The sequence below is a fragment of the Mycolicibacterium palauense genome (assembly GCF_002592005.1).
Lineage (GTDB): Bacteria > Actinomycetota > Actinomycetes > Mycobacteriales > Mycobacteriaceae > Mycobacterium > Mycobacterium palauense.
In genome coordinates, this window is record NZ_NVQF01000001.1 from 128,275 (window position 1) to 154,185 (window position 25,911).

22 protein-coding genes and 1 riboswitch are annotated in these 25,911 nt (G+C 69.4%); of the genes, 13 read left to right on the plus strand and 9 right to left on the minus strand.

The window, feature by feature from the left end; all coding sequences use genetic code 11:
• Nucleotides 1-31: 31 nt before the first annotated feature.
• Entirely contained in the window at nt 32-1,537 is a 1,506-nt protein-coding gene (locus CSR00_RS00625; protein ID WP_099020447.1) for a gamma-aminobutyraldehyde dehydrogenase, read from the minus strand.
• A 133-nt stretch (nt 1,538-1,670) separates the two neighbouring features.
• On the opposite strand from CSR00_RS00625, the gene CSR00_RS00630 reads away from it, so the two are divergent.
• The 4 genes from CSR00_RS00630 (at nt 1,671) to CSR00_RS00645 (ending at nt 6,033) form a co-directional block, all read left to right on the plus strand.
• Nucleotides 1,671-2,189, plus strand: coding sequence for an Lrp/AsnC family transcriptional regulator (locus CSR00_RS00630; RefSeq protein WP_407662380.1), 519 nt, complete (start codon nt 1,671-1,673; stop codon nt 2,187-2,189).
• On the plus strand, nt 2,186-3,571 hold the full coding sequence (locus CSR00_RS00635) for an aspartate aminotransferase family protein (RefSeq protein WP_099020448.1): 1,386 nt from the start codon (nt 2,186-2,188) through the stop codon (nt 3,569-3,571). Before CSR00_RS00630 ends, CSR00_RS00635 begins: the two co-directional genes overlap by 4 nt.
• 19 nt (nt 3,572-3,590) lie before the next feature.
• A complete protein-coding gene (locus CSR00_RS00640; protein WP_099020512.1) occupies nt 3,591-4,577 on the plus strand; it encodes an SMP-30/gluconolactonase/LRE family protein in 987 nt (328 codons plus the stop codon).
• Between the two features lie 214 nt (nt 4,578-4,791).
• Nucleotides 4,792-6,033 carry a D-alanyl-D-alanine carboxypeptidase gene (locus CSR00_RS00645; protein ID WP_099020449.1) on the plus strand — a complete coding sequence of 414 codons (1,242 nt, stop codon included), beginning with the start codon at nt 4,792-4,794 and terminating at the stop codon, nt 6,031-6,033.
• Between the two features lie 24 nt (nt 6,034-6,057).
• On the opposite strand, the gene yhjD is transcribed toward CSR00_RS00645, so the two are convergent.
• The 3 genes from yhjD to CSR00_RS00660 all read right to left on the minus strand — a co-directional run bounded on the left by yhjD (nt 6,058) and on the right by CSR00_RS00660 (nt 9,120).
• Nucleotides 6,058-7,113, minus strand: a complete 1,056-nt coding sequence (yhjD, locus tag CSR00_RS00650; RefSeq protein ID WP_099020450.1) for an inner membrane protein YhjD — start codon at nt 7,111-7,113, stop codon at nt 6,058-6,060.
• Nucleotides 7,114-7,145: 32 nt separating this feature from the next.
• The gene (trpS, locus tag CSR00_RS00655; protein ID WP_099020451.1) at nt 7,146-8,198 is read right to left on the minus strand and encodes a tryptophan--tRNA ligase; all 1,053 of its coding nucleotides are present in this window, start codon (nt 8,196-8,198) and stop codon (nt 7,146-7,148) included.
• A gap of 106 nt (nt 8,199-8,304) precedes the next feature.
• Entirely contained in the window at nt 8,305-9,120 is an 816-nt protein-coding gene (locus tag CSR00_RS00660) for an exodeoxyribonuclease III (protein ID WP_099020513.1), read from the minus strand.
• Nucleotides 9,121-9,205: 85 nt separating this feature from the next.
• Here CSR00_RS00660 and CSR00_RS00665 point away from each other — a divergent pair, with 85 nt between their 5' ends.
• The 4 genes from CSR00_RS00665 (at nt 9,206) to CSR00_RS00680 (ending at nt 13,721) form a co-directional block, all read left to right on the plus strand.
• A complete protein-coding gene (locus CSR00_RS00665; protein WP_099020452.1) occupies nt 9,206-10,045 on the plus strand; it encodes an epoxide hydrolase EphH in 840 nt (279 codons plus the stop codon).
• A 113-nt stretch (nt 10,046-10,158) separates the two neighbouring features.
• Nucleotides 10,159-10,279, plus strand: a riboswitch (SAM riboswitch).
• Nucleotides 10,280-10,438: 159 nt separating this feature from the next.
• A complete protein-coding gene (locus tag CSR00_RS00670) occupies nt 10,439-11,785 on the plus strand; it encodes a bifunctional o-acetylhomoserine/o-acetylserine sulfhydrylase (protein ID WP_099020453.1) in 1,347 nt (448 codons plus the stop codon).
• An 11-nt stretch (nt 11,786-11,796) separates the two neighbouring features.
• The gene (gene metX, locus CSR00_RS00675; RefSeq protein ID WP_099020454.1) at nt 11,797-12,981 is read left to right on the plus strand and encodes a homoserine O-acetyltransferase MetX; all 1,185 of its coding nucleotides are present in this window, start codon (nt 11,797-11,799) and stop codon (nt 12,979-12,981) included.
• A complete protein-coding gene (locus tag CSR00_RS00680; RefSeq protein ID WP_176561836.1) occupies nt 12,978-13,721 on the plus strand; it encodes a class I SAM-dependent methyltransferase in 744 nt (247 codons plus the stop codon). Before metX ends, CSR00_RS00680 begins: the two co-directional genes overlap by 4 nt.
• Before the next feature lie 9 nt (nt 13,722-13,730).
• On the opposite strand, the gene CSR00_RS00685 is transcribed toward CSR00_RS00680, so the two are convergent.
• Together CSR00_RS00685 and CSR00_RS00690 are read right to left on the minus strand one after the other, a co-directional pair.
• Nucleotides 13,731-14,012, minus strand: coding sequence for a DUF3017 domain-containing protein (locus tag CSR00_RS00685; RefSeq protein WP_099020455.1), 282 nt, complete (start codon nt 14,010-14,012; stop codon nt 13,731-13,733).
• Nucleotides 14,009-14,857, minus strand: coding sequence for a bifunctional methylenetetrahydrofolate dehydrogenase/methenyltetrahydrofolate cyclohydrolase (locus CSR00_RS00690; RefSeq protein WP_099020456.1), 849 nt, complete (start codon nt 14,855-14,857; stop codon nt 14,009-14,011). The genes CSR00_RS00685 and CSR00_RS00690 overlap by 4 nt, the downstream gene beginning before the upstream one ends.
• Before the next feature lie 84 nt (nt 14,858-14,941).
• On the opposite strand from CSR00_RS00690, the gene CSR00_RS00695 reads away from it, so the two are divergent.
• The 5 genes from CSR00_RS00695 to CSR00_RS30490 all read left to right on the plus strand — a co-directional run bounded on the left by CSR00_RS00695 (nt 14,942) and on the right by CSR00_RS30490 (nt 24,333).
• Nucleotides 14,942-16,141 (plus strand): NADH:flavin oxidoreductase, encoded by a 1,200-nt coding sequence (locus tag CSR00_RS00695; RefSeq protein WP_099020457.1) that lies wholly within the window; start codon nt 14,942-14,944, stop codon nt 16,139-16,141.
• A gap of 66 nt (nt 16,142-16,207) precedes the next feature.
• Entirely contained in the window at nt 16,208-18,811 is a 2,604-nt protein-coding gene (locus CSR00_RS00700; protein ID WP_099020515.1) for an FHA domain-containing protein, read from the plus strand.
• Between the two features lie 669 nt (nt 18,812-19,480).
• On the plus strand, nt 19,481-20,509 hold the full coding sequence (locus CSR00_RS00705; RefSeq protein WP_099020458.1) for a 3-oxoacyl-ACP synthase III family protein: 1,029 nt from the start codon (nt 19,481-19,483) through the stop codon (nt 20,507-20,509).
• Entirely contained in the window at nt 20,506-21,621 is a 1,116-nt protein-coding gene (locus CSR00_RS00710) for a sulfotransferase family protein (RefSeq protein WP_176561837.1), read from the plus strand. The genes CSR00_RS00705 and CSR00_RS00710 overlap by 4 nt, the downstream gene beginning before the upstream one ends.
• A gap of 126 nt (nt 21,622-21,747) precedes the next feature.
• The gene (locus tag CSR00_RS30490; protein ID WP_176561838.1) at nt 21,748-24,333 is read left to right on the plus strand and encodes a hypothetical protein; all 2,586 of its coding nucleotides are present in this window, start codon (nt 21,748-21,750) and stop codon (nt 24,331-24,333) included.
• A 47-nt stretch (nt 24,334-24,380) separates the two neighbouring features.
• On the opposite strand, the gene CSR00_RS00725 is transcribed toward CSR00_RS30490, so the two are convergent.
• The 3 genes from CSR00_RS00725 to CSR00_RS00735 are packed head-to-tail and all read right to left on the minus strand — an operon-like array spanning nt 24,381 to nt 25,905.
• Nucleotides 24,381-24,959, minus strand: coding sequence for a pentapeptide repeat-containing protein (locus CSR00_RS00725; protein ID WP_099020516.1), 579 nt, complete (start codon nt 24,957-24,959; stop codon nt 24,381-24,383).
• A gap of 12 nt (nt 24,960-24,971) precedes the next feature.
• The gene (locus CSR00_RS00730) at nt 24,972-25,550 is read right to left on the minus strand and encodes a GTP-binding protein (RefSeq protein WP_099020461.1); all 579 of its coding nucleotides are present in this window, start codon (nt 25,548-25,550) and stop codon (nt 24,972-24,974) included.
• Nucleotides 25,531-25,905 carry a DUF742 domain-containing protein gene (locus tag CSR00_RS00735; RefSeq protein WP_099020462.1) on the minus strand — a complete coding sequence of 125 codons (375 nt, stop codon included), beginning with the start codon at nt 25,903-25,905 and terminating at the stop codon, nt 25,531-25,533. Before CSR00_RS00735 ends, CSR00_RS00730 begins: the two co-directional genes overlap by 20 nt.
• Nucleotides 25,906-25,911 lie beyond the last annotated feature (6 nt).

Sequence of the window (25,911 nt, forward strand, 5' to 3'; positions counted from 1 at the left end):
AGTTATCGGTACAGAATGTGCGGTTTCGGCGTCAGCCGCGCTTGGTGAAGACCGTTCGGTGCCATTCCTTGTCGGGTGTGCCGGTGATGTCGCTCATGACGTGCTTGATGGTGAGGTACTCCTCGAAGGAGTAGTCGCTCATGTCCTTGCCGAAGCCGGAGGCGCCCACACCGCCGTGTGGCATCTCGGAAATGATCGGGATGTGGTCGTTGATCCACACGCAGCCGGCGCTGATCTCCCGTGAGGCACGCTGCGCGCGGTAGACGTCGCGGGTCCAGGCCGACGCCGCGAGCCCGTACTCGGTGTCGTTGGCCTGCCGCAGCGCGTCGTCGTCGTCGGTGAAGGCGCGCACGGTCAGCACCGGCCCGAAGATCTCGTCGCGGTAGACCTCGGAGCTCTCGTCGACGTCGGCGATCAGGGTGGGCCGGTAGAAGGCGCCCGGGCCGTCCGGTGCGGTGCCACCGGTGACGATGCGGCCGCCCTGGTCGGGGGCCCGGGACACCATGCCGGCCACCTTGTCGCGGTGCGCCGTCGAGATCAGCGGCCCGAGGTCGGTGTCGGGGTCGGTGGGATCCCCGACGACGATCTTGCCCATCACCTCACCCACCCCCGCGACGAAGTCGTCGTAGAGATCGCGCGCGACGATCGCCCGGGCGGCCGCCGTGCAGTCCTGCCCGGTGTTGATCAGTGCCGCGGCCACGGCACCCTGCACCGCCGCGTCCAGATCGGCGTCGTCGAACACCACGAACGGCGCCTTGCCGCCAAGCTCCAACTGGGTGCGGTGACCGTGCACCGCGGCGGCGGCCATCACCTTCCGGCCCACTGCCGTGGACCCGGTGAAGGTCACCACGTCGACGTCGCGGTGCCCGGCCAGCGCCGCGCCCACCTCGGCGCCGGTGCCGGTCACCACGTTGAGCACGCCGTCGGGCAGTCCCGCTTCCTTGGCGATGCGGGCCAGCGTCAGCGTGGTCAGCGGCGTCAGTTCCGCCGGTTTGATCACCACGGCGCAGCCGGCCGCGAGCGCGGGCATCACCTTCCACACCGCCATCTGCAGCGGGTAGTTCCACGGCGCGATGGTGCCGACCACGCCGACGGCCTCCCGGCGGATGCTCGAGGTGTGGTCACCCGAATACTCCGCGGTGGCCTTACCCTCCAGATGCCTTGCGGCCCCGGCGAAGAACGCGACGTTGTCGATGCTGCCCGGGACGTCGAACTCGGTGGCCAGCCGCACGGGTTTTCCGCACTGGGCGACCTCTTCGGCGATGAACACCTCCGAACTGGCCTCCATCAGCTCGGCGAGCTTGCCCAGCACGCTCGCCCGCTCGACCGGTGGGGCGCTGCCCCAGGCCCGCTGGGCCGCACGCGCCGAGGCCACCGCCACGTCGACGTCGGTGGCGGTGGCCAGCGCCATCTCGGCGACGGCCGCACCGGTGGCCGGGTTGACCACCCGGTGCGCCGGGCCGCCGGTCACCACCGGGGCCCCGTCGATGAAGCTGCCTGCCACGTGTAGAGACTTGTCGCTCACCGTCGCGGTCATGGCCCAACGGTAGCCCAACCGAGTGCCGCGTTCCAGACGGTTACCTACGCATTACGGCGACAAGACACCCGCTGACATCGGAAACTGGCGGTACTAGTTGCCCCTGACAACTGATTCCGTGCACAATCGGGAGATGGCTGACTCGGGCGCGACATCCGGCCCGACCCCTCTGCGGCCCATGATGGGCGGCCCCGCGGGTCGAGCGATGCAACTCGACGACCTGTCCAAGGCCATTATCGAGAAGCTCCAGCAGGACGGCCGGCGGTCCTACGCGGGTATCGGCAAGGCGGTCGGGCTGTCCGAGGCCGCGGTGCGCCAGCGGGTGCAGCGCATGGTCGACAGCGGGGTCATGCAGATCGTCGCCGTGACCGACCCGATGCAGCTGGGCTTCGCGCGTCAGGCGATGATCGGCATCCGGTGCACCGGCGACACCCTCAAGGTCGCCGAGCTGCTGGCCGCCATCGAGAGCGTGGACTACGTGGTGCTGACCGCGGGCACCTTCGACGCCATCGTCGAAGTGGTCTGCGAGGACGACGACGACCTGCTCGACCTGCTGAACACCCGGATCCGCGCGGTCCCCGGGGTGCACTCCACCGAAACCCTCGTCTACCTGAAACTCGTTAAACAACAATACAATTGGGGCACACGATGACGACAACCGAATCCCGCACCGACGTGGCGAGTGATCTGCCGGCCAAGGCCGACCGCCACCTGTGGGGACACTTCGCGCGGCACGGCAGGGGCATCACGCCGCCGATCATCACCCGTGGCGAGGGCGTGACCATCTGGGACGACAAGGGCAAGAGCTACATCGACGGCCTGTCCGGCCTATTCGTGGTGCAGGTGGGCCACGGCCGCAAGGAACTGGCGGAGGCCGCCGCCAGGCAGGCCGAGACGCTCTCGTTCTTCCCGCTCTGGTCATATGCGACACCGCCGGCCATCGAGCTGGCCGACCGGCTCGCCGGCTACGCCCCCGGCGACCTGAACCGGGTGTTCTTCACGACCGGCGGCGGCGAGGCCGTGGAGACGGCGTGGAAGCTGGCCAAGCAGTACTTCAAGCTGACGGGCAAGCCGGGCAAGTACAAGGTGATCTCCCGCGCCATCGCCTACCACGGCACCCCGCAGGGCGCGCTGGCCATCACCGGCCTGCCCGACTTCAAGAAGCCCTTCGAACCGTTGACGCCGGGCGGCTTCCGGGTGCCCAACACCAACTTCTACCGTGCGCCCGCTCCCTACGAGACCGACGCCAAGGCGTTCGGGCAGTACTGCGCGGACCGCATCGCAGAGGCCATCGAGTTCGAGGGGCCGGACACGGTCGCCGCGGTGTTCCTGGAGCCGGTGCAGAACGCCGGCGGCTGCTTCCCGCCCCCGCCCGGCTATTTCGAGCGGGTCCGCGAGATCTGCGACGAGTACGACGTGCTGCTGGTCTCCGACGAGGTGATCTGCGCGTTCGGCCGCATCGGTTCGATGTTCGCCTGCGAGGACATCGGCTACCAGCCGGACATGATCACCTGCGCCAAGGGCATGACGTCGGGCTACTCCCCGATCGGCGCAATGATCGCCAGCGACAAGCTCTTCGAGCCGTTCAACGACGGCAAGACGGTCTTCGGGCACGGCTACACCTTCGGTGGGCACCCGGTGTCCTCGGCGGTCGCACTGGCCAACCTGGACATCTTCGAGCGGGAGGGGCTCAACGACCACGTCAAGACGAACGCCCCCATCTTCCGGGCCACTCTCGAGCAGCTGCTGGAGCTGCCGATCGTCGGTGACGTGCGCGGCGAGGGCTTCTTCTACGGCATCGAACTGGTGAAGGACAAGGCCACCAAGGAGACCTTCGACGAGGACGAGAGCGAGCGCCTGCTGCGCGGGTTCCTGTCGGCGGCGCTGTTCGAGGCCGGGCTGTACTGCCGCGCCGACGATCGCGGCGACCCGGTGGTGCAGCTGGCGCCGCCGCTGACCTGCGGCAAGAAGGAGTTCGACGCCATCTACGACATCCTGCACCGGGTCCTCAGCGAGGCCTCGGCGCTGCTGTGACACGGATGTTGTGATCACGATGTCGCGCCCCGCCGTCCGCCCCGTGCGCTGGCAGCCGCCGCCCGTGGCGGCGCTGCCGGAGTTCGGCCCCGCCGAGCTGACGGTGGTGCCGATGCCCGGGCAGGCCCCCGAGGACGTCGTCGTCGACCCCGACGGCTTTCTGTGGACCGGGCTGGAGGACGGCCGGATCGTGCGGATCGACCCGGACGGCTCGACGCGGGTGGTCGCCGACACCGGCAGCCGCCCGCTGGGACTGGCGCCGACCGACGACGGCCGGCTGCTGATCTGTGACAGCCCGCGCGGTCTGCTGGCGATGGACCGCGACACCGGCGTGCTCACGGATCTGGTGGATTCGGTGGGCGGGCGGCACCTGCAGTTCTGTTCCAATGCCACCGAACTGCCCGACGGCACCATCTATTTCACCGAGTCCACCAGCACGTTCACCTACGCGCACTACAAGGGCGCGATCCTGGAGGCCCGCGGGGACGGTGCACTGTTCCGGCTGGACACCGACGGGGCGGTCAGCACGGTGGCCGGCGGCCTGTACTTCGCCAACGGTGTGACCCCCACCGCCGACGGCACGGCCCTGGTGTTCGCCGAGACCCAGGCCCGGCGGTTGTCGAAGTACTGGCTCACCGGGCCGCGGGCGGGCACCGTCACCCCGCTGGTCACCGAGCTGCCGGGTATGCCCGACAACCTCTCGACGGGGTCCGACGGCCGGATCTGGTGCGCGCTGGTCTCCCCGGTCAACGTCGTCGCCGACGGCCTGGCGCCACGCTCGCCGATTCTGCGCAAGCTGATCTGGCGACTGCCTGAGCGGCTGCACCCGCAGATCGAGCCGCGGGTGTGGGTCGTCGCGTTCGACCCGGACAGCGGGGCCGCGGTCGCCGGCATCGCCATGACCCATCCGCAGTTCGGCACCGTCACCGGCCTGGTCGAGCACCAGGGCCGGTTGTGGATGTCGAGCATCGCCTACCCGGCGCTGGCCCACGCCCCGCTGCCCTGAGCCGCCCGGCGCAACTCCGTCCCACCAGGCACCCCCCAGGCACCCCACCAGGATTGATTCGGTACTGAGAGCGATCGTCGTCGGCGATCGTCGCTCTCAGTACCGGATCAATGCGTGCGGCGGGTGCGCGAAGATAACAATCGCAACATAAACCACACCAGTCACAGCGCGGCTCCGCCGGAAACGCCGTGCGCTGGCCTAACCTGCACCCACGATGGGGACCTTCAAGACCACAGTCCGGCGCGCTGTGCTCCGGGGCACCGCCGTGGCCGGCGCACTGATGCTGCTGGGTGCGCCAGCGCTGGCCCACGCCGAACCCGAACCGGCCGCCGACGGGGGCACCTGCCCGTACAAGCTGACCACCCCGCCCGCGGTCGACTCCTCGGAGGTGCCCACCTCCGGTGACCCGCCGGCGCCGCTGCCGGTCCCGGTCAAGACGGTCGGTGGCGATGCGATGGCCAGCTGCGGGTTGGTCACCGCCCCCAACACACCACCACTGCCGCAGGACATCTCGGCCGAGGCGTGGGTGCTCGCCGACCTGGACTCCGGTGAGGTGATCGCCGCCAAGGACCCGCACGGCCGGCATCGCCCCGCCTCGATCATCAAGGTGCTCACCGCCCTGGTGGCGCTCAACGAACTCAACCTCAACAAGCGGGTGCCCGGCACCCAGGAGGACGCCAACGCCGAGGGCACCCGCGTCGGGGTGGCACCGGGCGGGCAGTACACCATCAACGACCTGCTGCACGGGCTGCTGATGCACTCCGGCAACGACGCCGCCCACGCGCTGGCCATGCAGGTGGGCGGCATGGACACCGCGATCGGCAAGATCAACACCCTGGCCAGCCGGCTGGGCGGGCGCGACACCCGGGCGGCCACCCCGTCGGGCCTCGACGGCCCCGGCATGAGCACCTCGGCCTACGACATGGCGCTCTTCTATCGCTATGCCTGGCAGAACCCCACTTTCGCCGGCATCGTGGCCACGAAGTCCTACCAGTTCCCCGGCCGGGACGGGAACCCGCCCTACGAGATCGTCAACGACAACAAGATGCTGGAGAACTATCCGGGCGCCCTCGGCGGCAAGACCGGATACACCGACGACGCGGGCCAGACCTTCGTCGGCGCCGCCGAGCGCGACGGCCGGCGGCTGGTCGCGATCATGATGCGCGGGACCCGGGTGCCCGACGCGCCCTGGCAGCAGGCCAGCCGCCTGCTCGACTACGGCTTCGCCACCCCCGCGGGCACGACCGTGGGCACGTTGGTCGATCCCGACCCCACCCTGCTGCCGAAGGACCCCGGCGACGCGGAAACCGACAGCACCGACATCGCGGCCCGGGCCACGGCCCTCCCCCCCGTGGATGCCACGCCGGTACGCGTGGGGGTCGCGGTGATCGGGTCGGTGATCGTGTTCGGCCTGATCATGGGCGCGAGGTCGCTGAATCGGCGGCCGCAACACTAGTCGCGAGCGCTGGTCCGGCAGGCGTCAGCCGCGGCGCCCCGTCAGCCGCGAGAGGCTCAGCGCCCCAACCGCTCCGACGGCGGCTGCCGCCGCGACCTGCAGCGGCCCGAGCCCCGGCCGGGTCACCACCCGGGCGGTGATGACCGCCGGGCCCGGCGGCGGGACGACGTCCTCGCGCAGATTGTCCTTGGCGGTGGCCGCCCAGGCGGTGGAGAACAACAGCAGCCGGGCGGTGATGTAGGCGAACACCATCAGCCCGAGCACCGGCCCGAAGGTCGCCCCGGCCGGTCCGCTGACGACCCGCTGAAGGTAGATCGATCCGATCTGCTTGAAGATCTCGAAGCCGACGGCGGCGATCAGCCCCGCCCAGACACTGCTGCGCAGGCTGATCGATTCACGGGGCAGCCGGGCGATCACCCAGGTGAACAGCAGCCACGACACCACCAGCGACATCACGATCGATGCCGCCTGCAGCAGCATCCCGAGCGCGGGGAAGTCGTGGATGCCGAACCACGCAAGCACCCCCTTCATCACCGAGGCCTGCCCCAGGGCGGTCAGCGCGAGCGTCAGGACGACCGCGATGAACCCCGACAGCAGCGCCAACAGGTCCGACAGCTTGGTTCGGAGGAAGCCGTCGCGCTCCTCGCGGTAGAGCCCCCACATCTGGCTGAGCGCCTCGCGGAAGTTGTTCATGAAACCCAGACCGGCCCACGCCGCCGTCGCCAGGCCGATCACCCCGACCGAGGTACGCGACTCGATGGCCGAATCCATCAGCGTGATCAGCTGCTTGCCCAGGTCCCCGGACACGGTGCGGCGGATGGCGTCCTCGATCTGCGCGAGCCACTCGGGGTGGCTGGCCAGGATGAACCCGCCGACGGCGAAACCGACCATGAGCAGTGGAAACATCGCGAAGATCGTGAAGTAGGTGATGCCCGCGGCGTAGAAATCGCCCTTACTGTCTTTGTAGCGCTTCTGGGCGCGCATCACGTGGTCGAACCACGGCAGCCGTGCCCGTAGCCGGTCGATCCGCCCGGGCTTGTCGTCGCGGTCGGCGGTGTCGGCGCCCACCCGTTCCGCCATGCCGGCCTCCCGAGCTGTCGGTCGTCGCGTTCCTACTGGTCCCCGTCTGCGGCGCGGTCCACACCGGCCGGTAGAAACCCTAGTGCGTCATATACCCGTTGCACGGTTTTGCCGGACACTTCCCGGGCCTTGCGGGCCCCGGCGGCCAGCACGTTCTCCAGCTCGGCTGGGTCGGAGAGCAATTCGTCGACCCTGGTCTTGATCGGTGTGACGAACTCCACGACCGCCTCCGCGGTCTCCTTCTTCAGATCGCCGTAACCGCGGCCGGCGTAGGACTCGACGAGCTTGTCCATGTCGGCGCCGGTGACCGCCGACTGGATGGTGAGCAGGTTGGACACCCCCGGCTTGGCCTGCGGGTCGTAGCGGATCTCGCGCTCGGAATCGGTGACCGCCGAGCGGATCTTCTTGGCGGTCTTGGCCGGATCGTCGAGCAGCGCGATCAGGCCCGCCTCGGTGGCGGCGGACTTGCTCATCTTGGCCGTCGGGTCGGCAAGGTCGTAGATCTTGGCGGTGGCCTTGGGGATCATCGGCTCCGGGATCACGAAGGTTCCGGGGAAGCGGGCGTTGAACCGCTGGGCCACGTCGCGCGACAGCTCCAGGTGCTGTCGCTGATCCTCACCGACGGGCACCAGATCGGTGTCGTAGAGCAGGATGTCGGCGGCCATCAGCACCGGGTAGGTGAACAGGCCGACGGTGGTGGCGTCGGCCCCCTGCCGGGCCGACTTGTCCTTGAACTGCGTCATCCGCGATGCCTGCCCGAACCCGGTGAAACAGCCCAGCACCCACGCCAGCTGGGTGTGGGCGGGCACATGGCTCTGCACGAAGATGGTGCTGCGTGCCGGGTCGATGCCCAGCGCGAGGTACTGCGCCGCGGTCACCAGGGTGCGCCGGCGCAGCACCGCGGGCTCCACGTCCTGCGGGACGGTGATCGCGTGCAGGTCCACCACGCAGAAGAACGGCTCGTAATCGTCCTGCATGCCGACCCACTGAGTGACCGCCCCCAGCGCATTTCCCAGGTGCATGGAATCGGAGGTGGGCTGGACGCCGGAGAAGACGACCCGGCGCGGTTCGGCGGTGGCATTCATGATGTCCGAGATTTTCTCATGGCCGCCGATCCCCGCCGCCCGGCGGTCCCCGTCGCGATTTCGGTGCGCTGGGTCCCGCCTGGCGGGACCCAGTGCACCGAAATCGCTAGATAGGGAGGTCGTATTCGACGCTGACCGGGGCGTGATCCGACCAGCGCAGCGCGTAGGCGGCGGGCCGCTCGGTGCCCGCGGCCACCACCCGGCGGGCCAGGCCCGCGGTGGCCAGCTGATAGTCGATCCGCCAGCCGGCGTCGTTGTCGAAGGCCTTGCCCCGCCAGGACCACCAGCTGTAGGGGCCGGCGGTGTCGGGGTGCTGCTGCCGAACCACGTCGACCCAGCCCCCCGCCAGCAGATCGCTGACCCACTGACGTTCGGTGGGCAGGAACCCCGACTTCTTGACGTTGGCCTTCCAGGCCTTGATGTCGTTCTCGGTGTGGGCGATGTTCCAGTCCCCGCAGATCACCGTTTCGCGGGCAGAATCGCCGGCCAGCTCGGCCATCCGCGCGGCCAGCGCCGCCATGAAGCGTTCCTTCTCCAGTTGGCGCGGCGTCTGGGCCTCGCCGGTGTGGACGTAGACGCTGCCCACGGTGACACCGGAGTCCAGGTCGACCTCGAGATAGCGCCCGTGGTCGACGAATTCGCCGTCCCCCCAGCCGACCCTGACGGCCGAGAAGGGGATTCGACTGAGCACGGCAACGCCGTTGCGGCCCTTGAGATGTGGGGCCGCCGAGGCCAGCTGCCAGCCGTCGTCCAGGGCCGGGGCCAGCGCCGCGGCCAGTTGCTCGTCGTCGGCGCGGGTCTCCTGCAGGCACACCACCTCGGCACGGGTCTGCATCAGCCAGGGCAGCAGGCCGGGGTTCTCGTCGGAGCGTTGTTTGACCGCCGCCCGGATCCCGTTGACGTTGATGGTGCTGACAATCACGGCCTGCACCCTAGCGACCCGGCGCGGGCACCCGAACCCCGCAACCCGATACCGTCGGTACCGGGTTCTTGTTAGGGTCGGTGCCATGACCTTCCGCCGCGAACCCCTCCACCTCGGCACGGGCGAGCCGGTGCTGTTGCTGCACCCGTTCCTGTGCTCGCAGCAGGTGTGGTCCACCGTGGCGCACCGCCTCGCGGGCACCGGGCGCTTCGAGGTGACCGCCCCCACCATGGTGGGCCACTACGGCGGGCCCCGGGCCGACCGCTGGCTGCTGGACACCCACGTCTTCGCCGACGCGGTCGAGCGTCACCTCGACGAGCTGGGCTGGGAGACCGCCCACATCGTGGGGAACTCGCTGGGCGGCTGGGTGTCCTTCGAGCTGGAGCGGCGCGGCCGGGCCCGCACCATCACCGCCATCGCCCCGGCCGGCGGCTGGACCCGGTACTCGCCGGTGAAATTCGAGGTGGTCGGCAAGTTCGTGGCCGGCGGGCCGGTCCTGCTGGCGGCCCGGCTGATCGGCGCGCCGATCCTGCGGCTGCCGTTCGCGCGCCGGATCGCCACGCTGGCGGTCAGCGGCCCCGCCGACGGACCCAGCGACGCCGACCTGCTCTCGCTGATGCGCGACGCCACCCACTGCCCGGCCTACATCCAGCTGCTGGTCAAGACGCTGCTGGCCCCGGGACTGCAGGAGCTCGAGCACGCCAAGGCCCCGGTACACCTGGTGACCTGCGAGCACGACCGGGTGGTGCCGCACCCGCGGTTCAGCAGGCACTTCACCGACAACCTCCCGCCCACTTCCCGGATGAGCCTGCTGGAGGGGGTCGGCCACATTCCGATGCTGGAGGCCCCCGAGGTGATCGGCGACCTCATCGCCGACTTCGTCGACGAACACAGCACCCCGGCGAACAGCGAGCGACGGGCCTGAGACCGGACGGCCCCAGGTGCGACGGCCGGGCGTGCGCCCCGGCCCACACCCTCTGACCAGCGCCTTCGGGGGCCACTGGCCGCCCGGCGCATCGGTGCGATAGTCTTCGTATCGGTCATGAGTGCCAGCGATAAGCCCCGGCTTGCTGGCCGGCAACCCTCCAACCGCGGTGGGGTGCCCCGGGTGATGACCAGGTTGAGTAACCCATACCGGGTTACACGGCAAGCGCGGGTCCGGCGTTACGGGCCCCAGGAGAGACAGGGAAACCTGATGGAGCCCACATTGTGTAGCTGTCGCTGAACCACTGAGACCCAGCCCCAGCCCGAACGCCTTCCGCCCCTCGGCCGCTTCGCACAGCGGCGACGGGCGCCACACCCAGGAGAACCTCGTTCCATGAGCACCGAAGCCCAGGATCCGACCGCCGACTGGTCGTTCGAGACGAAGCAGGTCCACGCGGGGCAGTCCCCCGATGCGGCGACCAACGCGCGGGCCCTGCCGATCTACCAGACCACGTCGTACACCTTCGACAACACCGACCACGCCGCGGCGCTGTTCAGCCTGGCCGAGCCCGGCAACATCTACACCCGGATCATGAACCCCACCACCGACGTCGTCGAGCAGCGCATCGCCGCCCTCGAGGGCGGGGTGGCGGCCCTGTTCCTGTCCTCGGGTCAGGCCGCCGAGACCCTGGCGATCCTCAACCTGGCCAGCGCCGGCGACCACATCGTGTCGAGCCCACGGCTCTACGGCGGCACCTACAACCTGTTCCACTACACGCTGCCCAAACTGGGCATCGAGGTCAGCTTCGTCGAGGACCCCGACGACCTCGATGCGTGGCGCGCGGCGGTGCGGCCCAACACCAAGGCCTTCTACGGCGAGACCATCTCCAACCCCCAGATCGACATCCTCGATACCCCGGGGGTCTCGGCCGTGGCGCACGAGCACGGCGTGCCACTGATCGTCGACAACACCATCGCCACCCCGTACCTGATCCGGCCGCTGGACCAGGGTGCGGACATCGTGGTGCACTCGGCGACGAAGTACCTCGGTGGTCACGGCACCGCGATCGCCGGCGTCATCGTCGACGGCGGCACCTTCGACTGGACCCAGGGACGCCACCCCGGCTTCACCACCCCCGATCCCAGCTACCACGGTGTGGTCTTCGCCGATCTGGGGGCACCGGCCTTCGCGCTCAAGGCACGGGTGCAGCTGCTGCGCGACCTGGGCTCGGCGCCCGCGCCGTTCAACGCCTTCCTCGTCGCCCAGGGCCTGGAGACACTGAGCCTGCGCATCGAACGCCACGTCGCCAATGCCCAGCGCGTCGCGAAGTTCCTGGCCGCACGCGACGACGTGCTGTCGGTCAACTACGCGGGCCTGCCCGGGTCGCCGTGGTACGAACTCGGAAAACGGTTGGCGCCGAAGGGAACCGGAGCGGTGTTGTCGTTCGAGTTGGCCGGTGGCATCGACGCCGGCAAGGCCTTCGTCAACGCGCTGAGCCTGCACAGTCACGTGGCCAACATCGGCGACGTGCGCTCCCTGGTGATCCACCCCGCCTCGACGACCCACCAGCAGCTCTCCCCCGAGGAGCAGGCCGCGACGGGGGTGACCCCCGGGCTGGTGCGGCTGGCCGTCGGCATCGAGGGCATCAACGACATCCTGGCCGATCTGGAGCGCGGTTTCGCCGCCGCGTCGGCCTTCACCACCAGCAACGCCGATCCGCAGGCCGTGGCGGCCTTTTGAGTGAGCCGGACATGACCATCGCCGAAGAACGCGTACACGCCGAGCCCCGCACCAACGGACACCGCGACGGGCTGTCCACCCCCCGGACGGCCGCCGCGCTGCCGCTTCCCCCCGAGGGGGAGGTCGGCGTCGTCGACATCGGGCCCCTGACGCTGGAGAACGGCCAGGTGCTCGACGACGTCTCGATCGCCGTCCAGCGGTGGGGCGAGCTGTCGCCGAACCGCGACAACGTCGTCATGGTGTTACACGCCCTGACCGGCGACTCCCACGTCGTCGGCCCCGCCGGCCCGGGCCACCCCACCTCCGGTTGGTGGGACGGTGTGGCCGGCCCGGGGGCACCGATCGACACCGACCGCTGGTGCGCCGTGGCCACCAACGTGCTGGGCGGCTGCCGCGGCTCGACCGGCCCCGGCTCCCTGGCCCGCGACGGGCGGCCCTGGGGTTCGCGGTTCCCGCTGATCACGATCCGCGACCAGGTCACCGCCGACCTGGCCGCACTCGCCGCCCTCGGCATCACCGAGGTGGCCGCGGTGGTCGGCGGCTCGATGGGCGGCGCCCGGGCGTTGGAGTGGCTCATCGGCCATCCCGACACCGTGCGGACCGGCCTGGTGCTGGCCGTCGGTGCCCGGGCCACCGCCGATCAGATCGGCACCCAGAGCACCCAGATCGCGGCCATCAAGGCCGATCCCGACTGGCAGGGCGGTGACTACCACGGCACCGGGCGCGCACCGGAGAACGGACTGCAGATCGCGCGCCGGGTGGCGCACCTGACCTATCGCGGTGAGGTCGAGCTGGACACCCGCTTCGCCAACTCCGCCCAGGACGACGAGGACCCGCAGGCCGGCGGCCGCTACGCGGTGCAGAGCTACCTGGAACACCAGGGCGGAAAACTGGTGTCGCGCTTCGACGCCGGCAGCTATGTGACCCTGTCCGATTCGCTGTCGAGCCACGACGTCGGGCGGGGCCGCGGCGGGGTGGCCGCGGCGCTGCGGTCCTGCCGGGCCCCGGTGGTCGTCGGCGGCATCACCTCCGACCGGCTGTATCCGCTTCGGCTGCAACAGGAACTGGCCGATCTGCTGCCCGGCTGCTCGGGGCTGGAGGTGGTGGACTCCATCTACGGCCACGACGGCTTCCTCGTCGAGACCGAGGCGGTCGGGGAGCTGATCCGGCAGACCCTGCACCTGGCCGGCCGGTGAGCGGGGCCCACGGGGAGCGCTCGCTGTCATCCGGTCTGTCCTTCGGCGCCGAGGCCGCCGCCTACGAGCGCGGCCGGCCCTCCTACCCGCCGGAGGCGATCGACTGGCTGCTGCCCCCGGCCGCGGTGTCCGTCCTCGATCTGGGGGCCGGGACGGGAAAGCTGACCGCCCGGCTCGTCGAGCGCGGGCTGGACGTCACCGCCGTGGATCCGCTGCCCGAGATGCTGGAGGTGCTGCGGTCCTCCTTGCCCCAGACCCCGGCGCTGCTGGGCACAGCCGAGGAGATCCCGCTGGCGGACGACAGCGTCGACACCGTGCTGGTGGCCCAGGCCTGGCACTGGTTCGACCCGGAGCTGGCGCTGGCCGAGGTGGCCCGGGTGCTGCGGCCCGGCGGCCGGTTGGGCCTGGTGTGGAACACCCGCGACGAACGGCTGGGCTGGGTCAAGGAGCTGGGCCGGATCATCGGGCACGAACACGACCCGTTCAGCCACGAGGTCGCACTGCCGGCGCCGTTCGCCGATCAGCAGCGGCATCAGGTGGAGTGGACCAACTACCTGACCCCGCAGGCGGTCGTCGACCTGGTGGCCTCCCGCAGCTACTGCATCACCTCCCCGGACGCGGTGCGCACCCGCACCCTCGACCGGGTACGCCATCTGCTGGCCACCCACCCGGCGCTGGCCGGCGCCCCCGGTGTCGCGTTGCCGTATGTGACGGTCGGCATCCGGGCGACGCTGGGCTAATGGTTCGGGTCAGGCCGTGCCCAGCGGGTCGATCGTCCACGCCGTGTAGATGACGGTCGCGCCGACGGTCGCGGTCATCGCGAAGTCGACCGGTCTGCTGCGCACCGCCAGCAGCCCCGCGCGGTCCTCGGAGAGCACCAGCCGCAGCGCGGCCGCCACCCCCACCCCGATCCCGAGTAGCAGCGCGCCGCGCCGCCAGAAGTTCGCGGCGACCAGGACGAAGGCCAGGACCAAGATCGCCGCGACGACGAGGATCGGCCACTGCGCCCGGACGGCGGTGCGCAGGCTCACCGCGCGCTCTCGGCCCGCTCGACGACGTTAGTGAGCAGGAACGCGCGGGTGAGCGGTCCCACACCCCCCGGGTTCGGCGAGACATGCCCGGCGACGTCCCAGACACCGGGCGCGACATCGCCGGTCAGCTTGCCCTCGACGCGGCTGACACCGACGTCGACGACCGCCGCGCCGGGACGCACCATGTCGGCGGTCACCATGTGCGGCACCCCGACGGCCGCGATGATGATGTCGGCCTGGCGGGTCAGCGCCGGAAGATCACGGGTTCCGGTGTGGCACAACGTGACCGTGGCGTTCTCCGACCGGCGGGTCAGCAGCAGGCCGATTGGGCGCCCCACCGTGATCCCGCGGCCGATCACCACCACGTGGGCGCCGGCGATCTCGACGTCGAACCGGCGCAGCAGGTGCACGATGCCGCGCGGGGTGCACGGCAGCGGCGCCTCCTTGCCGAGCACCAGCCGGCCCAGATTCGTCGGATGCAGTCCGTCGGCGTCCTTGTCGGGGTCCACCCGCTCCAGCGCGGCATTCTCGTCCAGGTGACGCGGCAGCGGCAGCTGCACGATGTAGCCGGTGCACTCGGGGTTGTCGTTGAGCTCGTCGATGGTCGCGTTCAGCTCGGCCTGGCTGACGTCGGCCGGCAGGTCGCGCCGGATCGAGTTGATCCCCACCTTCGCGCAGTCGGCGTGCTTGCCCCGCACGTAGGCCTGCGAACCCGGGTCGTCGCCGACGAGGATGGTGCCCAGCCCGGGCGTGCGACCCGCCGCGTTCAGTTTCGCCACCCGCTCGGTGAGATCGACGAAGATCTCGTCCCGCGTGGCCTTGCCGTCCAGAACCGTTGCACCCACGCCTGCCATTCTGGCACCGTCGGCCGGCACTCCCGCGACAGCACACCTTTGACAGTGCGGTCGGCGCCGTGCTGGGCTACACCTGTGGACACACAGCCCAATGTGTTCAGTCCGGCCAAGCTCGGCCCGCTGACGCTGCGCAACCGCATCATCAAGGCCGCGACGTTCGAGGCCGCCACCCCCGATTCACTGGTGACCGACGACCTCATCAACTACCACCGCCGCCCGGCCGCCGGCGGCGTCGGCATGACCACGGTCGCCTACTGCGCCGTCACACCCGGGGGCCGGACCGACGGCTGGCAGATCTGGATGCGCCCCGAGGCGGTTCCCGGCCTGCGCCGGCTCACCGACGCGATCCACGCCGAGGGGGCGGCCATCAGCGCCCAGATCGGGCACGCCGGGCCGGTGGCCAACGCCCGCACGAACAAGGCCCCGGCGCTGGCGCCCGTACGGTTCTTCAACCCCATGTCGATGCGCTTCGCCAGGAAGGCCACCCGCGCCGACATCGACGACGTCATGGCCGCCCACGCCAACGCCGCGCGGCTGGCCGTCGAGTCCGGCTTCGACGCCGTCGAGATCCACCTCGGCCACAACTACCTGGCGAGTTCGTTCCTGAGCCCGCTGATCAACCGCCGCACCGACGAGTTCGGCGGCTCACTGGCCAACCGGGCCAAGGTCGCCCGCGGGGTGGTGCGCTCGGTGCGCCGCGCGGTCGACGAGCTGGGTGGGCGCATCGCGGTCACCGCCAAGCTGAACATGGCAGACGGCGTGCGTGGCGGTATCACCACCGAGGAGTCGGTGCAGACGGCGAAGTGGCTCGAGGAGGACGGCGGCCTGGACGCCCTGGAACTGACCGCCGGGAGCTCGCTGGTCAACCCGATGTACCTGTTCCGCGGCGACGCACCGGTCAGGGAGTTCGCCAACGCGTTCGCCCCGCCGATGCGTTGGGGGGTGCGAATGATGGGCAAGAAGTTCCTGCGCGAGTACCCCTACCGCGAGGCCTACCTGCTGCGCGACGCCAGGTTGTTCCGCTCGGAGCTGACGATGCCGCTGATCCTGTTGGGCGGCATCACAAACCGCGACACCATGGACACCGCGATGGCCGAGGGATTCGACTTCGTGGCGATGGGCCGGGCCCTGCTGGCCGAACCCGATCTGCTCAACCGCATCCGCGCGGACGGCGACGCGCATTCGGTGCGCTCGGTGTGCACTCACTGCAATCAGTGCATGCCCACCATCTACAGCCATACCCACTGCGTCCTGACTGGTGCGCCGGACCGCTGAGCGGCCCGCTGAGGAGCGCGCGGGCGAATCCGCGCTGGCGGTCGGCATACCGTTACAGTGAACGCGATGACTCGACCAGTCGCACCCGCTCTCACCGTTCGGTACGACGGGTCACACCGGACCTTCGCCGCAGGCCACGACGTCGTCGTGGGCCGTGATCTGCGGGCCGACGTGCGCATCGCACACCCGCTGATCTCACGGGCCCACCTGGTGCTGCGGTTCGACCCGCACGCCGGCGGCGGCCGGTGGATGGCGATCGACAACGGGTCGCTCAACGGCATGTTCGTCAACGGCCGGCGGGTGCCCGCGGCCGAGATCCACAACGGGCTGACGGTCAACATCGGCAACCCGGACGGCCCGCAGCTGGTCTTCGAGCTCGTCCAGCACACCGGTTCGGTGGGGCGTCCCCCGCAGACATCGTCGATGCCGATGACCGCGGCGGTGGACTACCAGTCGCAGCCGGCGATGCCCACCGGAGGAGGTTGGGCGCCACCGCCACCGCCGGCGGCGCCTCCCACCCCACCTCCGGTGGCACGGCCGGTGTCTCGACCGGAGCCGCGCTACCCGACCGAGCCTCCCGCTTCGCCGCCACGGCCGGCGACCGCGCCGCACGCGGCGGCCCCGTCCTCGACCCAGCCGGCCAACATGCCCACCCAGATGGGCCCGACGGCGGTGCCCCCCAAGTCCTCCGACGGCAACATCGCGACGACGATGCTGAAGATCCTGCGTCCCGGCCGGGCCGCGGACACCCCCGAGGGGGCGACGACCATCGGTCGGGCCACCGACAACGACATCGTCATCCCCGACGTGCTGGCCTCCCGCCATCACGCCTCACTGGTCCCGACGCCGGCCGGCACGGAGATCCAGGACAACCGCAGCATCAACGGCACGTTCGTCAACGGTCAGCGGGTCGACGCTGCGCTGCTGCGCGACGGCGACGTCGTCACGATCGGCAACGTCGACCTCGTCTTCGCCGACGGCACCCTGGCGCGCCGCTCGGAGACCGAGGCCGCCACCCGCACCGGCGGCCTGGAGGTGCACGGCCTGACCTGGACCATCGAGGGCAACAAGACCCTGCTGGAGAACATCTCGCTGGCCGCGCGGCCGGGAACACTGACCGCCGTGATCGGGCCGTCGGGTGCCGGTAAGTCGACGTTCGCCCGTCAGGTCGCCGGGCTGACCCATCCGACCAGCGGAACCATCACCTTCGAGGGCCACGACATCCACGCCGAGTACGCCTCGCTGCGCTCCCGGATCGGGATGGTGCCGCAGGACGACGTGGTGCACCGCCAGCTCACCGTCAGCCAGGCCCTGATGTACGCCGCCGAACTGCGGTTGCCGCCGGACACCACCAGGGAGGACCGCGCCCAGGTCGTCGCGCAGGTGCTCGAGGAGCTGGAGATGTCCCAGCACGCCGAGACCCGGGTGGACAGGCTCTCGGGTGGCCAGCGCAAGCGTGCCTCGGTGGCCATGGAGCTGCTGACCGGGCCGTCACTGTTGATTCTCGACGAGCCGACCTCGGGCCTGGATCCGGCGCTGGACCGTCAGGTCATGACGATGCTGCGCCAGCTCGCCGACGCCGGTCGCGTCGTGCTGGTGGTGACGCACTCGCTGACCTATCTCGATGTCTGCGACCAGGTGCTGCTGCTGGCCCCCGGCGGCAAGACCGCGTTCTGCGGCGCTCCCAACGAGATCGGCCCGTCGATGGGCACGACGAACTGGGCCGACATCTTCAGTTCGGTGGCCTCCGAGCCGGACGCCGCCTATCAACGCTTCCTGGCCCGCAGCGGCCCGTCCGACTCGGCGCCGGCCTCGGAGAAACCCAGCGACCTGGGCAAGCCCGCCAAGACCAGCCTGCTGCGCCAGCTGTCCACGATCGCGCGCCGGCAGATGCGCCTGATCATCTCCGACCGCGGATACTTCGCCTTCCTGGCGCTGCTGCCGTTCATCATGGGGGTGCTGTCGCTGTCGGTGCCCGGAACCGTCGGCTTCGGCATCCCCGACCCCTACGGCGACGCACCCAACGAGCCCGGTCAGATCCTGGTTCTGCTCAATGTCGGGGCCATCTTCATGGGTACCGCGCTGACCATCCGCGACCTCATCGGCGAACGCGCGATCTTCCGCCGGGAACAGGCCGTCGGCCTGTCCACCACGGCCTATCTGCTGGCCAAGGTGGCGGTGTACTCACTGTTCGCGATCGTGCAGTCGGCGATCGTCACCACCATCACGCTGCTGGGCAAGGGCACCCCCACCCAGGGGGCGGTGGTCTTCGGGAATCCGTCGCTGGAACTGTTCATCGTCATGGCCGCCACGACGGTCACCTCGGCGATGGTGGGCCTGGCGCTGTCGGCCCTGGCCCGCTCGCACGAGCAGATCATGCCGCTGCTGGTGGTGGCGATCATGAGCCAGTTGGTGTTCTCCGGCGGCATGATCCCGGTGACCGGCCGCGTCGTGCTCGACCAGCTGTCCTGGTTCACACCGGCCCGGTGGGGCTTTGCGGCCTCGGCCTCGACGGTCGATCTGATCAAGCTGGTGCCCGGCCCGCTGACCCCCAAGGACCGGCACTGGGAGCACACCGCGGGCACCTGGTGGTTCGACATGGCCATGCTGGCTCTGCTCAGCATCGGATACCTGACATTCGTGCGGTGGAAGATCCGGCTCAAGGCCTGATCTCGGGGCCTGATCTCGGGGCCTGATCTCGGGGCCTGATCTCGGGGCCTGATCTCGGGGCCTGGCCGAGCCCCGGGAGACCCCGGCGCTCCCGGCGGACCGACCCCGCAACGGGGCGACGGGAGGAATTCGCCAGATGTTCACCTGGCGGTGGACGCGGGAGCCGCGAACCCGTCGGGGCGCTCGGTGCGAGACACCGTTCACGACGCCCTGCGGGGCGCAGGCGCGGGCTCCTCCACGACCCAGCAAGCTCCTCCAGCAACGTCGAATGCGTGTTCTTCCGGTCCGCCGACAGGCACTTCCGCACATTGAATTGACACCTGTCACAGCCGACCCAGGAATCTCAGCAAATTCGCTATCCGCCGAGCGCCGCGGCGACGCCGGTTCGGCGAAACTGGGAAATACCTGTCAGCGAATCACCGAAATTCTGACGAGTGAGCTGTAAACGCTAGGATCACGCACATTTTCACGCCGCCGCTGGGCGTTCGGCTCCATCTCCGACCACAAGTCGGGTTATGCCGCGGACACAGGAAACCGCAGTTCAGAAGGAGCATCGCAGCTTCCTCCGCGCCGAGCACGGCGGTCCGGCAGCAGGCTTGCGCGGTGGCAACCTCTCCAATCCCAAGGTTTGCCCTGAAACCGTCACGCAAAGGCGATAGCATCACCGGCATGACGCTTCCTCGGCTCTACCTGTCCCGGCCCGCGACCGTCATTCCCGATGCGGCTTTCGACAACGACACGGTGCTCGCTCGCGTGCGTGAATCGTTCCGCGGCCAGGCCTCGGAATGGGACACCATCGAGCAAAGCATTCGGTACGTGTTCGACCGCTGCAACAGCAAGATGCGCTACCTCGAGGAGGACCCGACACTGTCCCCCGGTGAGTTCGCCTCGCGCGCGGCCAGCGCCTGCCTGCAGGAGAACGGCGTCGCGGCCACCGACATCGATCTGCTGGTCTACGGCGGTATCGCACGCGACGCCTTCGAGCCCGCGACCGCGGCCGAGGTCGCCGGGCGCATCGGCGCCAATCCCCTGCACGCCATGGACGTGACCTGCGCCTGCGCCGGACTCATCGAGGCCCTGCACGTCGTGACGGGCTACTTCGCCATCCACCCGGAGATCAACACCGCACTCATCTGCGCCGGCGAGCTGACCCGCGACCGCATCACCTACGACATGCAGTCCCTCGAGGACCTGTCGGTGTTTGCCGCCGGGCTGACTCTGGGCAACGCCGCGGCCGCCTTCCTGGTCACCCGCGACCAACTGGCCACCGGCGGCGCGCGGGTCACCGGGCTGCTGCACAAGACGCTCTGTGAGCACTACGACCTGTGCCGCACCCCCGTCGACGGACACTTCACCTCACACTCCAAGGAGCTGTTCGCGCTCTCGGTCCACGTCCCGCCGGAGATCCGCACCCTGTTGGCCGGCATCGGCTGGTCCCCGGAGGAGATCGACCACTACGCCTTCCACCAGCCCAGCGAGGCCGTGCTCGAAAGGGTCTTCACCGAGCTGGGCGCCCGCCCCCAGGCCTGTATCCACACCCACTCGATGTTCGGCAACACCGCCAGCACCGCCTGGGCCCTCGCGCTGGACTACCGCCTCAAGGAGGGCAACGTCCAGACCGGCGACAAGATCGTGCTCGCCAGTGCCGCGGCCGGCTTCACCATCGTCGGCGCCGCCCTGGAGTGGGAGGGCGAGTGAGTCATTACCTGCGCCTCTACCGGATCATCAACAAGACGTTCGGGTTGAGGCTGCGGCCGCTCGGCACGTTTCTGGTCCTCCAGGTGCGGCAGGCGATCTCTGCGACCACCCTGGGACTCGACCACCTCGTGTACCCGCGCCACCGCAAGCAGGAGATCGACCGGCCGGTGTTCATCATCGGCAATCCCCGCAGCGGCACCACGTTCCTGCACCGGCTGCTGCTGGGCGCCGGCGGGCTGGCCGCGTTCGAGCTATGGGAGATGCTCTTCCCGGCCATCACCGCGCGCAAGCTGCTGGGCCGCATCGTGCCGCGCCTGGACCGGATCTCCCCCGCGCGCTACCACCCGTCGGATGTGCACGACACCAGCCTGCGGGGCATCGAGACCGACGACGTGGCGTGGTTCTTCCGCACCCTCGACGGCCCGTTCGCGTGGGCGTACTTCCTCGCCTGGCAGGACACCTGGGGCAGCGAACTGTCCCGGCGCGAGTTCGGGATCGAAGGGGTGACCGAGCACGAGAAGGAGCGCTTCTTCCGCTACTACGAGGCGTGCTGGCGACGGAACCTGACCTACAAGGGCGCCAACCGCATTCTGGCCAAGACCAGCATGCTCACCTTCCGTCTCGACGAGGTGCTCCAGCGCTACCCGGACTGCAAGCTCGTCTACATCATCCGTGATCCGGTCGAGGTCATCCCGTCCGGGATGTCGCTGCTGGCCAGCGTGCTCGAGAACGGTTACGACGTCTGGAACCGAACCGGCAAGGGCGACCAGGAGCGGTGGATCGAGAACCTCTACCAGGCTTCCTGCGCGATGCTCGGATCGTTCTACGAGGCACAGCAGGCCGGCCTCATCCCGGAGAAGAACGTCTGCGTCGTGCGCTACACCGACCTGCTGGATAACCTCGAGCCGACCATCGACCGGATCCTGGAGTTCGCCGAGATCGAGCCCACCGAGGCGTTCCGCGAAGAGGTGCGCGCGCAGGCCGAGCGCCAGCGCAGTTACCAGAGCAAGCACAAGCATGCGCCGGACCGGTTCGGACTCAGCGCCGAACGCATCCGCAAAGACCTGGCCTACATCTACGACGAGTACCAACTATCGGATCGAACGGGCTAAAACGGCCCTTGAGACAATGCCTGCATCTATGCTCCACTGTTGCGGGGTCAGCAAACAGCACCTGAGCGGAACCCACGCCCCTCGTCCGGAGGGCACCGCGAAGTTTGAAGTTCGAGGGGAAGCACAATGAAGGCTTCGAGTCATATCGGCCGGATCGGCGGACTTGCCGTGGCACTGGGCGTGGGCGCAGCGGCGTTCACCGGTACGGGCATCGCGTGGGCCGATTCCACGGACTCGTCGGGATCGTCCACCAGCAACTCCGGTTCTGGCAGCACATCGGGCGCGGGGCCGGCCAAGACGAGGAGCGCAGCGAAGTCCTCGACCGACACCAAGAGCTCGACCACGAGTTCGAGCAAGAGCTCGACCACGTCCGGGTCCGACTCCGAATCGGGTTCCGACTCGAAGTCGGGGTCCGCCTCCACGTCTGATTCCGACTCCGACTCGAAGGCCGACTCGAAGGCCGACTCGAAGGCCGATTCCAAGGCCGATTCCAAGGCCGACTCGAAGGCCGACTCCAAGTCCGACTCGAAGGCCGACTCCAAGTCCGATTCCGACTCCGAGTCGTCCGACTCAAAGTCCGACTCCAAGGATGAATCCGCCTCGGAGACATCCGCGGACTCCGGGGACGACACCGACAGCTCGGATGCGGGCGACGCGTCCACCGGCGACGACTCGACCGGCGACGAGGCGAGCAGCGACGGCGGGACCGCCACCGACGGCACCACCGGTGACGAGACGACCGGTGACTCCACGACGGACGAGTCGACCGACTCCAGCACCGACGACTCGACCGGGGACACCGCATCCGGCGACGCCACGACGGGCAGCACGGCATCGCAGTCCGGCGGGTCCTCGGGCGGCTCGGCCGCCTCCACCTCGGGAAGCTCGGACTCCGCGGCGTCCGAGAGCGACACCAGCACCGCCGACGAGGACTCCCAGGACACGTCGGCGATCGCCGCGGTGGCGATGGCGACCGCCAAGTCGCTGCTGAGCCCCAGTTCCGACGCGCCGAGCGCCGCGACGACGGTCTCCACGGCGGACTCGACCGCCGACAGCTCTTCGGACGAGGCGAGCTCGACGGTCACCACCGAGGCCGACGCGGTGGACGAGGAGGCGGCCCCCACCTTCGCCAACGTCCTGTCCAACATGGTCAGCCGGATCTTCAACCCGCTGGCCGGCACCGATCCCGACAGCCCGCCCGCGGACTCGCCCACCCTGTGGGCGCTGCTCGCCGCGGCCCGCCGGGAGATCTTCGGGACCACCTCCTCCAACATCAGCTCGGCGAGCGCCACCACCTCTGCGAACCCGACGTTCGTGCTCGACGGCTACAACGTGGTGGAAGCCGGCCCGCTGGACGTCAACACCTACTACGGCATGTACACCAACTTCCCCGGTTTCCAGGGCGTGGTGCAGGGTAGCCAGCAGTTCGACCTCGTCGACCCGGAGTCCGGGGACACCGTCGGCTCCTTCAACGCCCTGGTGAGCCGCAACAATCAGGACGGCCTCGGCAACAAGTACGTCGAGATCCTGGTCACCGACACCGTGTCGGGCACCGCGGGCACCGACGCCGGCGAGGTTCCGCCGGTCGGCTCGATCATCTCCAGCTATCGGTGGGGCAACAGCAAGTTCGGCAGCACGTACGCGTCCATGCCCTCCGGTGACACCGACGTGGTCACCTACAAGTTCAACACGCCGTTCGGGGACATCCCGCTCTTCTCGAACTTCGACGCGTCGGCGGGCTACGACGACAAGTCCGCGGCGGACCGGCCGGTCGACCTCGCCAACGGTTACTACCTCAAGCCGGAAACGCCCAACAGCACCGAATACACCGGGATCACCGGGCTTCCGCCGCTGTTCGTCGCCGTCCAGGGCACCCAGACGTTCGGGGTCTTCGACTCGGCGACCGACGAGCAGGTGGGCACCTTCGTGGGCACCGTGACCACCACGGCCGACGTTCTGGGCACCTACACCGAGGCGATCCTGGTCACCTCCACCGACGGTGCGACCAACGTCGGGACCGAGGCCGGCGACACTCCCCCGGTCGGCTCGGTGTTCAACGTCATCTACTGGGGCAGTGACGACCGGTTCGCCATCTACTCGTCGCTGCCGTCGGAGTCCGGCGACATCAACTCGACCACGCTGGTGACGCCCAAGCGGACCATCCCGATCAAGAGCATCGACTTCAACGCGTCGAGGCCCTACGACGACACAATGGAGTTGCCCGGCGGTTACACCTTCGTGCCCGTCGAGAGCACCACGCCCGTCGGCGTCAACGGACTGCCGCCCCGGGAAGCGATCGTCCAGAACTACCAGCAATACGACGTCTACGACGCCAACGACACCAAGGTCGGCAGCTTCAACGCGATCGTGACCAGCCAGTGGGACGTCGACGGCGGCACCAGCAAGGCGATCATCGTCACCGACGTCATCTCGGGCGACGTCGGCACCGCGGTCGGTGACATCCCGCCGGCGGGCTCGGTGTTCAACTTCCAGATGAACAAGTCCGGCTTCGGGTACTTCTACTCGGCGCGGCCCTCGGACTCCGGCGGCGACGCGCTCCTGTACCAGTGGGTGACCCCGCTGGGCCGGGTTCCCCTGTTCACCACGTACGACGCGGCCGCGGGCTTCTCGGAGTACACGTTCTACAACCCGCTCTCCGAGGAAGAGGAGGCGCCCGCCATGCCTCTGAACAGCGAACCCGTTCTGCTCTGAAGTTCGGCCTCATCGGCGCGGATGCCCTGCGGGGCATCCGCGCCGACCTATTCGCCGTGCACGTTCAGGCCGTGTGCGGCGGCGAACGCCAGCGCCTGGTGGATGTCGATCTTCGCCCCGCGCAGCGACGCCGTCGTCCACAGGGTGGCGTCGATCCGCGCGCCGCGCAGGTCCGCGTCGCCGAGTTTGGCCCCCGTGGTGCGCGCCCCGGACAGATCCGCGCCGCGCAGCACCGCCTTGCGCAGGTCGGCCTCCACCAGCGAGGTTTCCCGCAACCGGCACCCGCTGAGGTCCACCGCGCGCAGGTCGGCGCCGCCGAGCACCGCCAGCGTGAAATCGATCTCATCGAAGGAGACGGGCCGCAACCGGCACTCGGTGAACACCGAACCCATGAAGCTGCAGTTGCTGAATGTGCTGTGCCACAACGACGTACGGTGGAAACGGCAGTTGCGAAACGCCGATCCGCGGTGATCGGACTCGGCGAGGTCCACCCCGCTGAAGTCGCAGCCGTCGAACACGACCCGCTCGGTTCGTAACCCGTTGAGATCCGGCGCGCCCGGCGCCTCGTCGACTTGGGCGTCGTCACCGAAATCCACGCCGGCGAATTCCCGGTCCACCCAACGAATATGGTCCACGACTCAACCGGCGGCCGACAGTGATTCCAGCGCGTACTCGCTGACGGCGATCAACGCCCGCTTGGCGGACTCGCGGTCGCGGGCGTCGACGGTGATGATCGGCACGCCCTGCGCGATCGTCAGTGCCTGCCGGACGTCCTCCACCGGAAAACGCCGCGCACCGTCGAACTCGTTGACGGCGATGATGAACGGAATCCCGCGGGCCTCGAAGAAGTCGACCGCGGCGAAGCTGTCCTCCAGCCGGCGGGTGTCGACGAGCACCACCGCCCCGATCGCGCCGTGCACCAGGTCATCCCACATGAACCAGAAGCGACGCTGACCGGGGGTACCGAACAGGTAGAGCACCAGGTCGTCGTCCAGGGTGATCCGGCCGAAATCCATCGCCACCGTGGTGGTCGACTTCGCCGGGGTCGACGCCAGGCTGTCCACGGCCGCCGACGCCGCGGTCACCATCGCCTCGGTGCGCAGCGGCATGATCTCGGAGACCGCACCGACGAAGGTGGTCTTTCCGACACCGAAACCGCCGGCGACGACGATCTTGGTCGATGCGGCAGCACGCCTCTCAGAGTGCGCGTAGGCCACGCAGAGTCCTTCCTATCAATTCGCGACGCTCGTCCGCACTGGACGTCTCGGTCAGCGACGTCTGTACCTGAAGGTAACCCGAGGCGACCAGATCCCCGACCAGGACACGAGCCACCCCGAGGGGAACATCCAGGCGCGCGGAGATCTCGGCCACAGACGGACTTTCCGCGCACATCTCGACGATACGGGCACGGACGTCGCCGGCCGGCCACCGCGGATCGCCGCCCGTGGCCAGGGCGCGCACCGGGGCCTCCAGGGGCAGGTGGACCGCGGTGTCGGTGCGTCCCGCGGTCAGCGTGTAGGGGCGGACCAGGTTGGGTGCCCGCTCCGGGGAGCCACGCTGTGCAGGGTCCATCTGCGG

Coding starts and splice junctions, on each gene's coding strand:
- CSR00_RS00735 (WP_099020462.1), bottom strand. CDS start 25,905: ATGGACCCTGCACAGCGTGGCTCCCCGGAGCGGGCACCCAACCTGGTC.
- CSR00_RS00645 (WP_099020449.1), top strand. CDS start 4,792: ATGGGGACCTTCAAGACCACAGTCCGGCGCGCTGTGCTCCGGGGCACC.
- CSR00_RS00640 (WP_099020512.1), top strand. CDS start 3,591: ATGTCGCGCCCCGCCGTCCGCCCCGTGCGCTGGCAGCCGCCGCCCGTG.
- CSR00_RS00635 (WP_099020448.1), top strand. CDS start 2,186: ATGACGACAACCGAATCCCGCACCGACGTGGCGAGTGATCTGCCGGCC.
- CSR00_RS00630 (WP_407662380.1), top strand. CDS start 1,671: ATGGCTGACTCGGGCGCGACATCCGGCCCGACCCCTCTGCGGCCCATG.
- CSR00_RS00625 (WP_099020447.1), bottom strand. CDS start 1,537: ATGACCGCGACGGTGAGCGACAAGTCTCTACACGTGGCAGGCAGCTTC.
- trpS (WP_099020451.1), bottom strand. CDS start 8,198: ATGAATGCCACCGCCGAACCGCGCCGGGTCGTCTTCTCCGGCGTCCAG.
- CSR00_RS30490 (WP_176561838.1), top strand. CDS start 21,748: ATGAAGGCTTCGAGTCATATCGGCCGGATCGGCGGACTTGCCGTGGCA.
- CSR00_RS00705 (WP_099020458.1), top strand. CDS start 19,481: ATGACGCTTCCTCGGCTCTACCTGTCCCGGCCCGCGACCGTCATTCCC.
- metX (WP_099020454.1), top strand. CDS start 11,797: ATGACCATCGCCGAAGAACGCGTACACGCCGAGCCCCGCACCAACGGA.
- CSR00_RS00700 (WP_099020515.1), top strand. CDS start 16,208: ATGACTCGACCAGTCGCACCCGCTCTCACCGTTCGGTACGACGGGTCA.
- CSR00_RS00670 (WP_099020453.1), top strand. CDS start 10,439: ATGAGCACCGAAGCCCAGGATCCGACCGCCGACTGGTCGTTCGAGACG.
- CSR00_RS00665 (WP_099020452.1), top strand. CDS start 9,206: ATGACCTTCCGCCGCGAACCCCTCCACCTCGGCACGGGCGAGCCGGTG.
- yhjD (WP_099020450.1), bottom strand. CDS start 7,113: ATGGCGGAACGGGTGGGCGCCGACACCGCCGACCGCGACGACAAGCCC.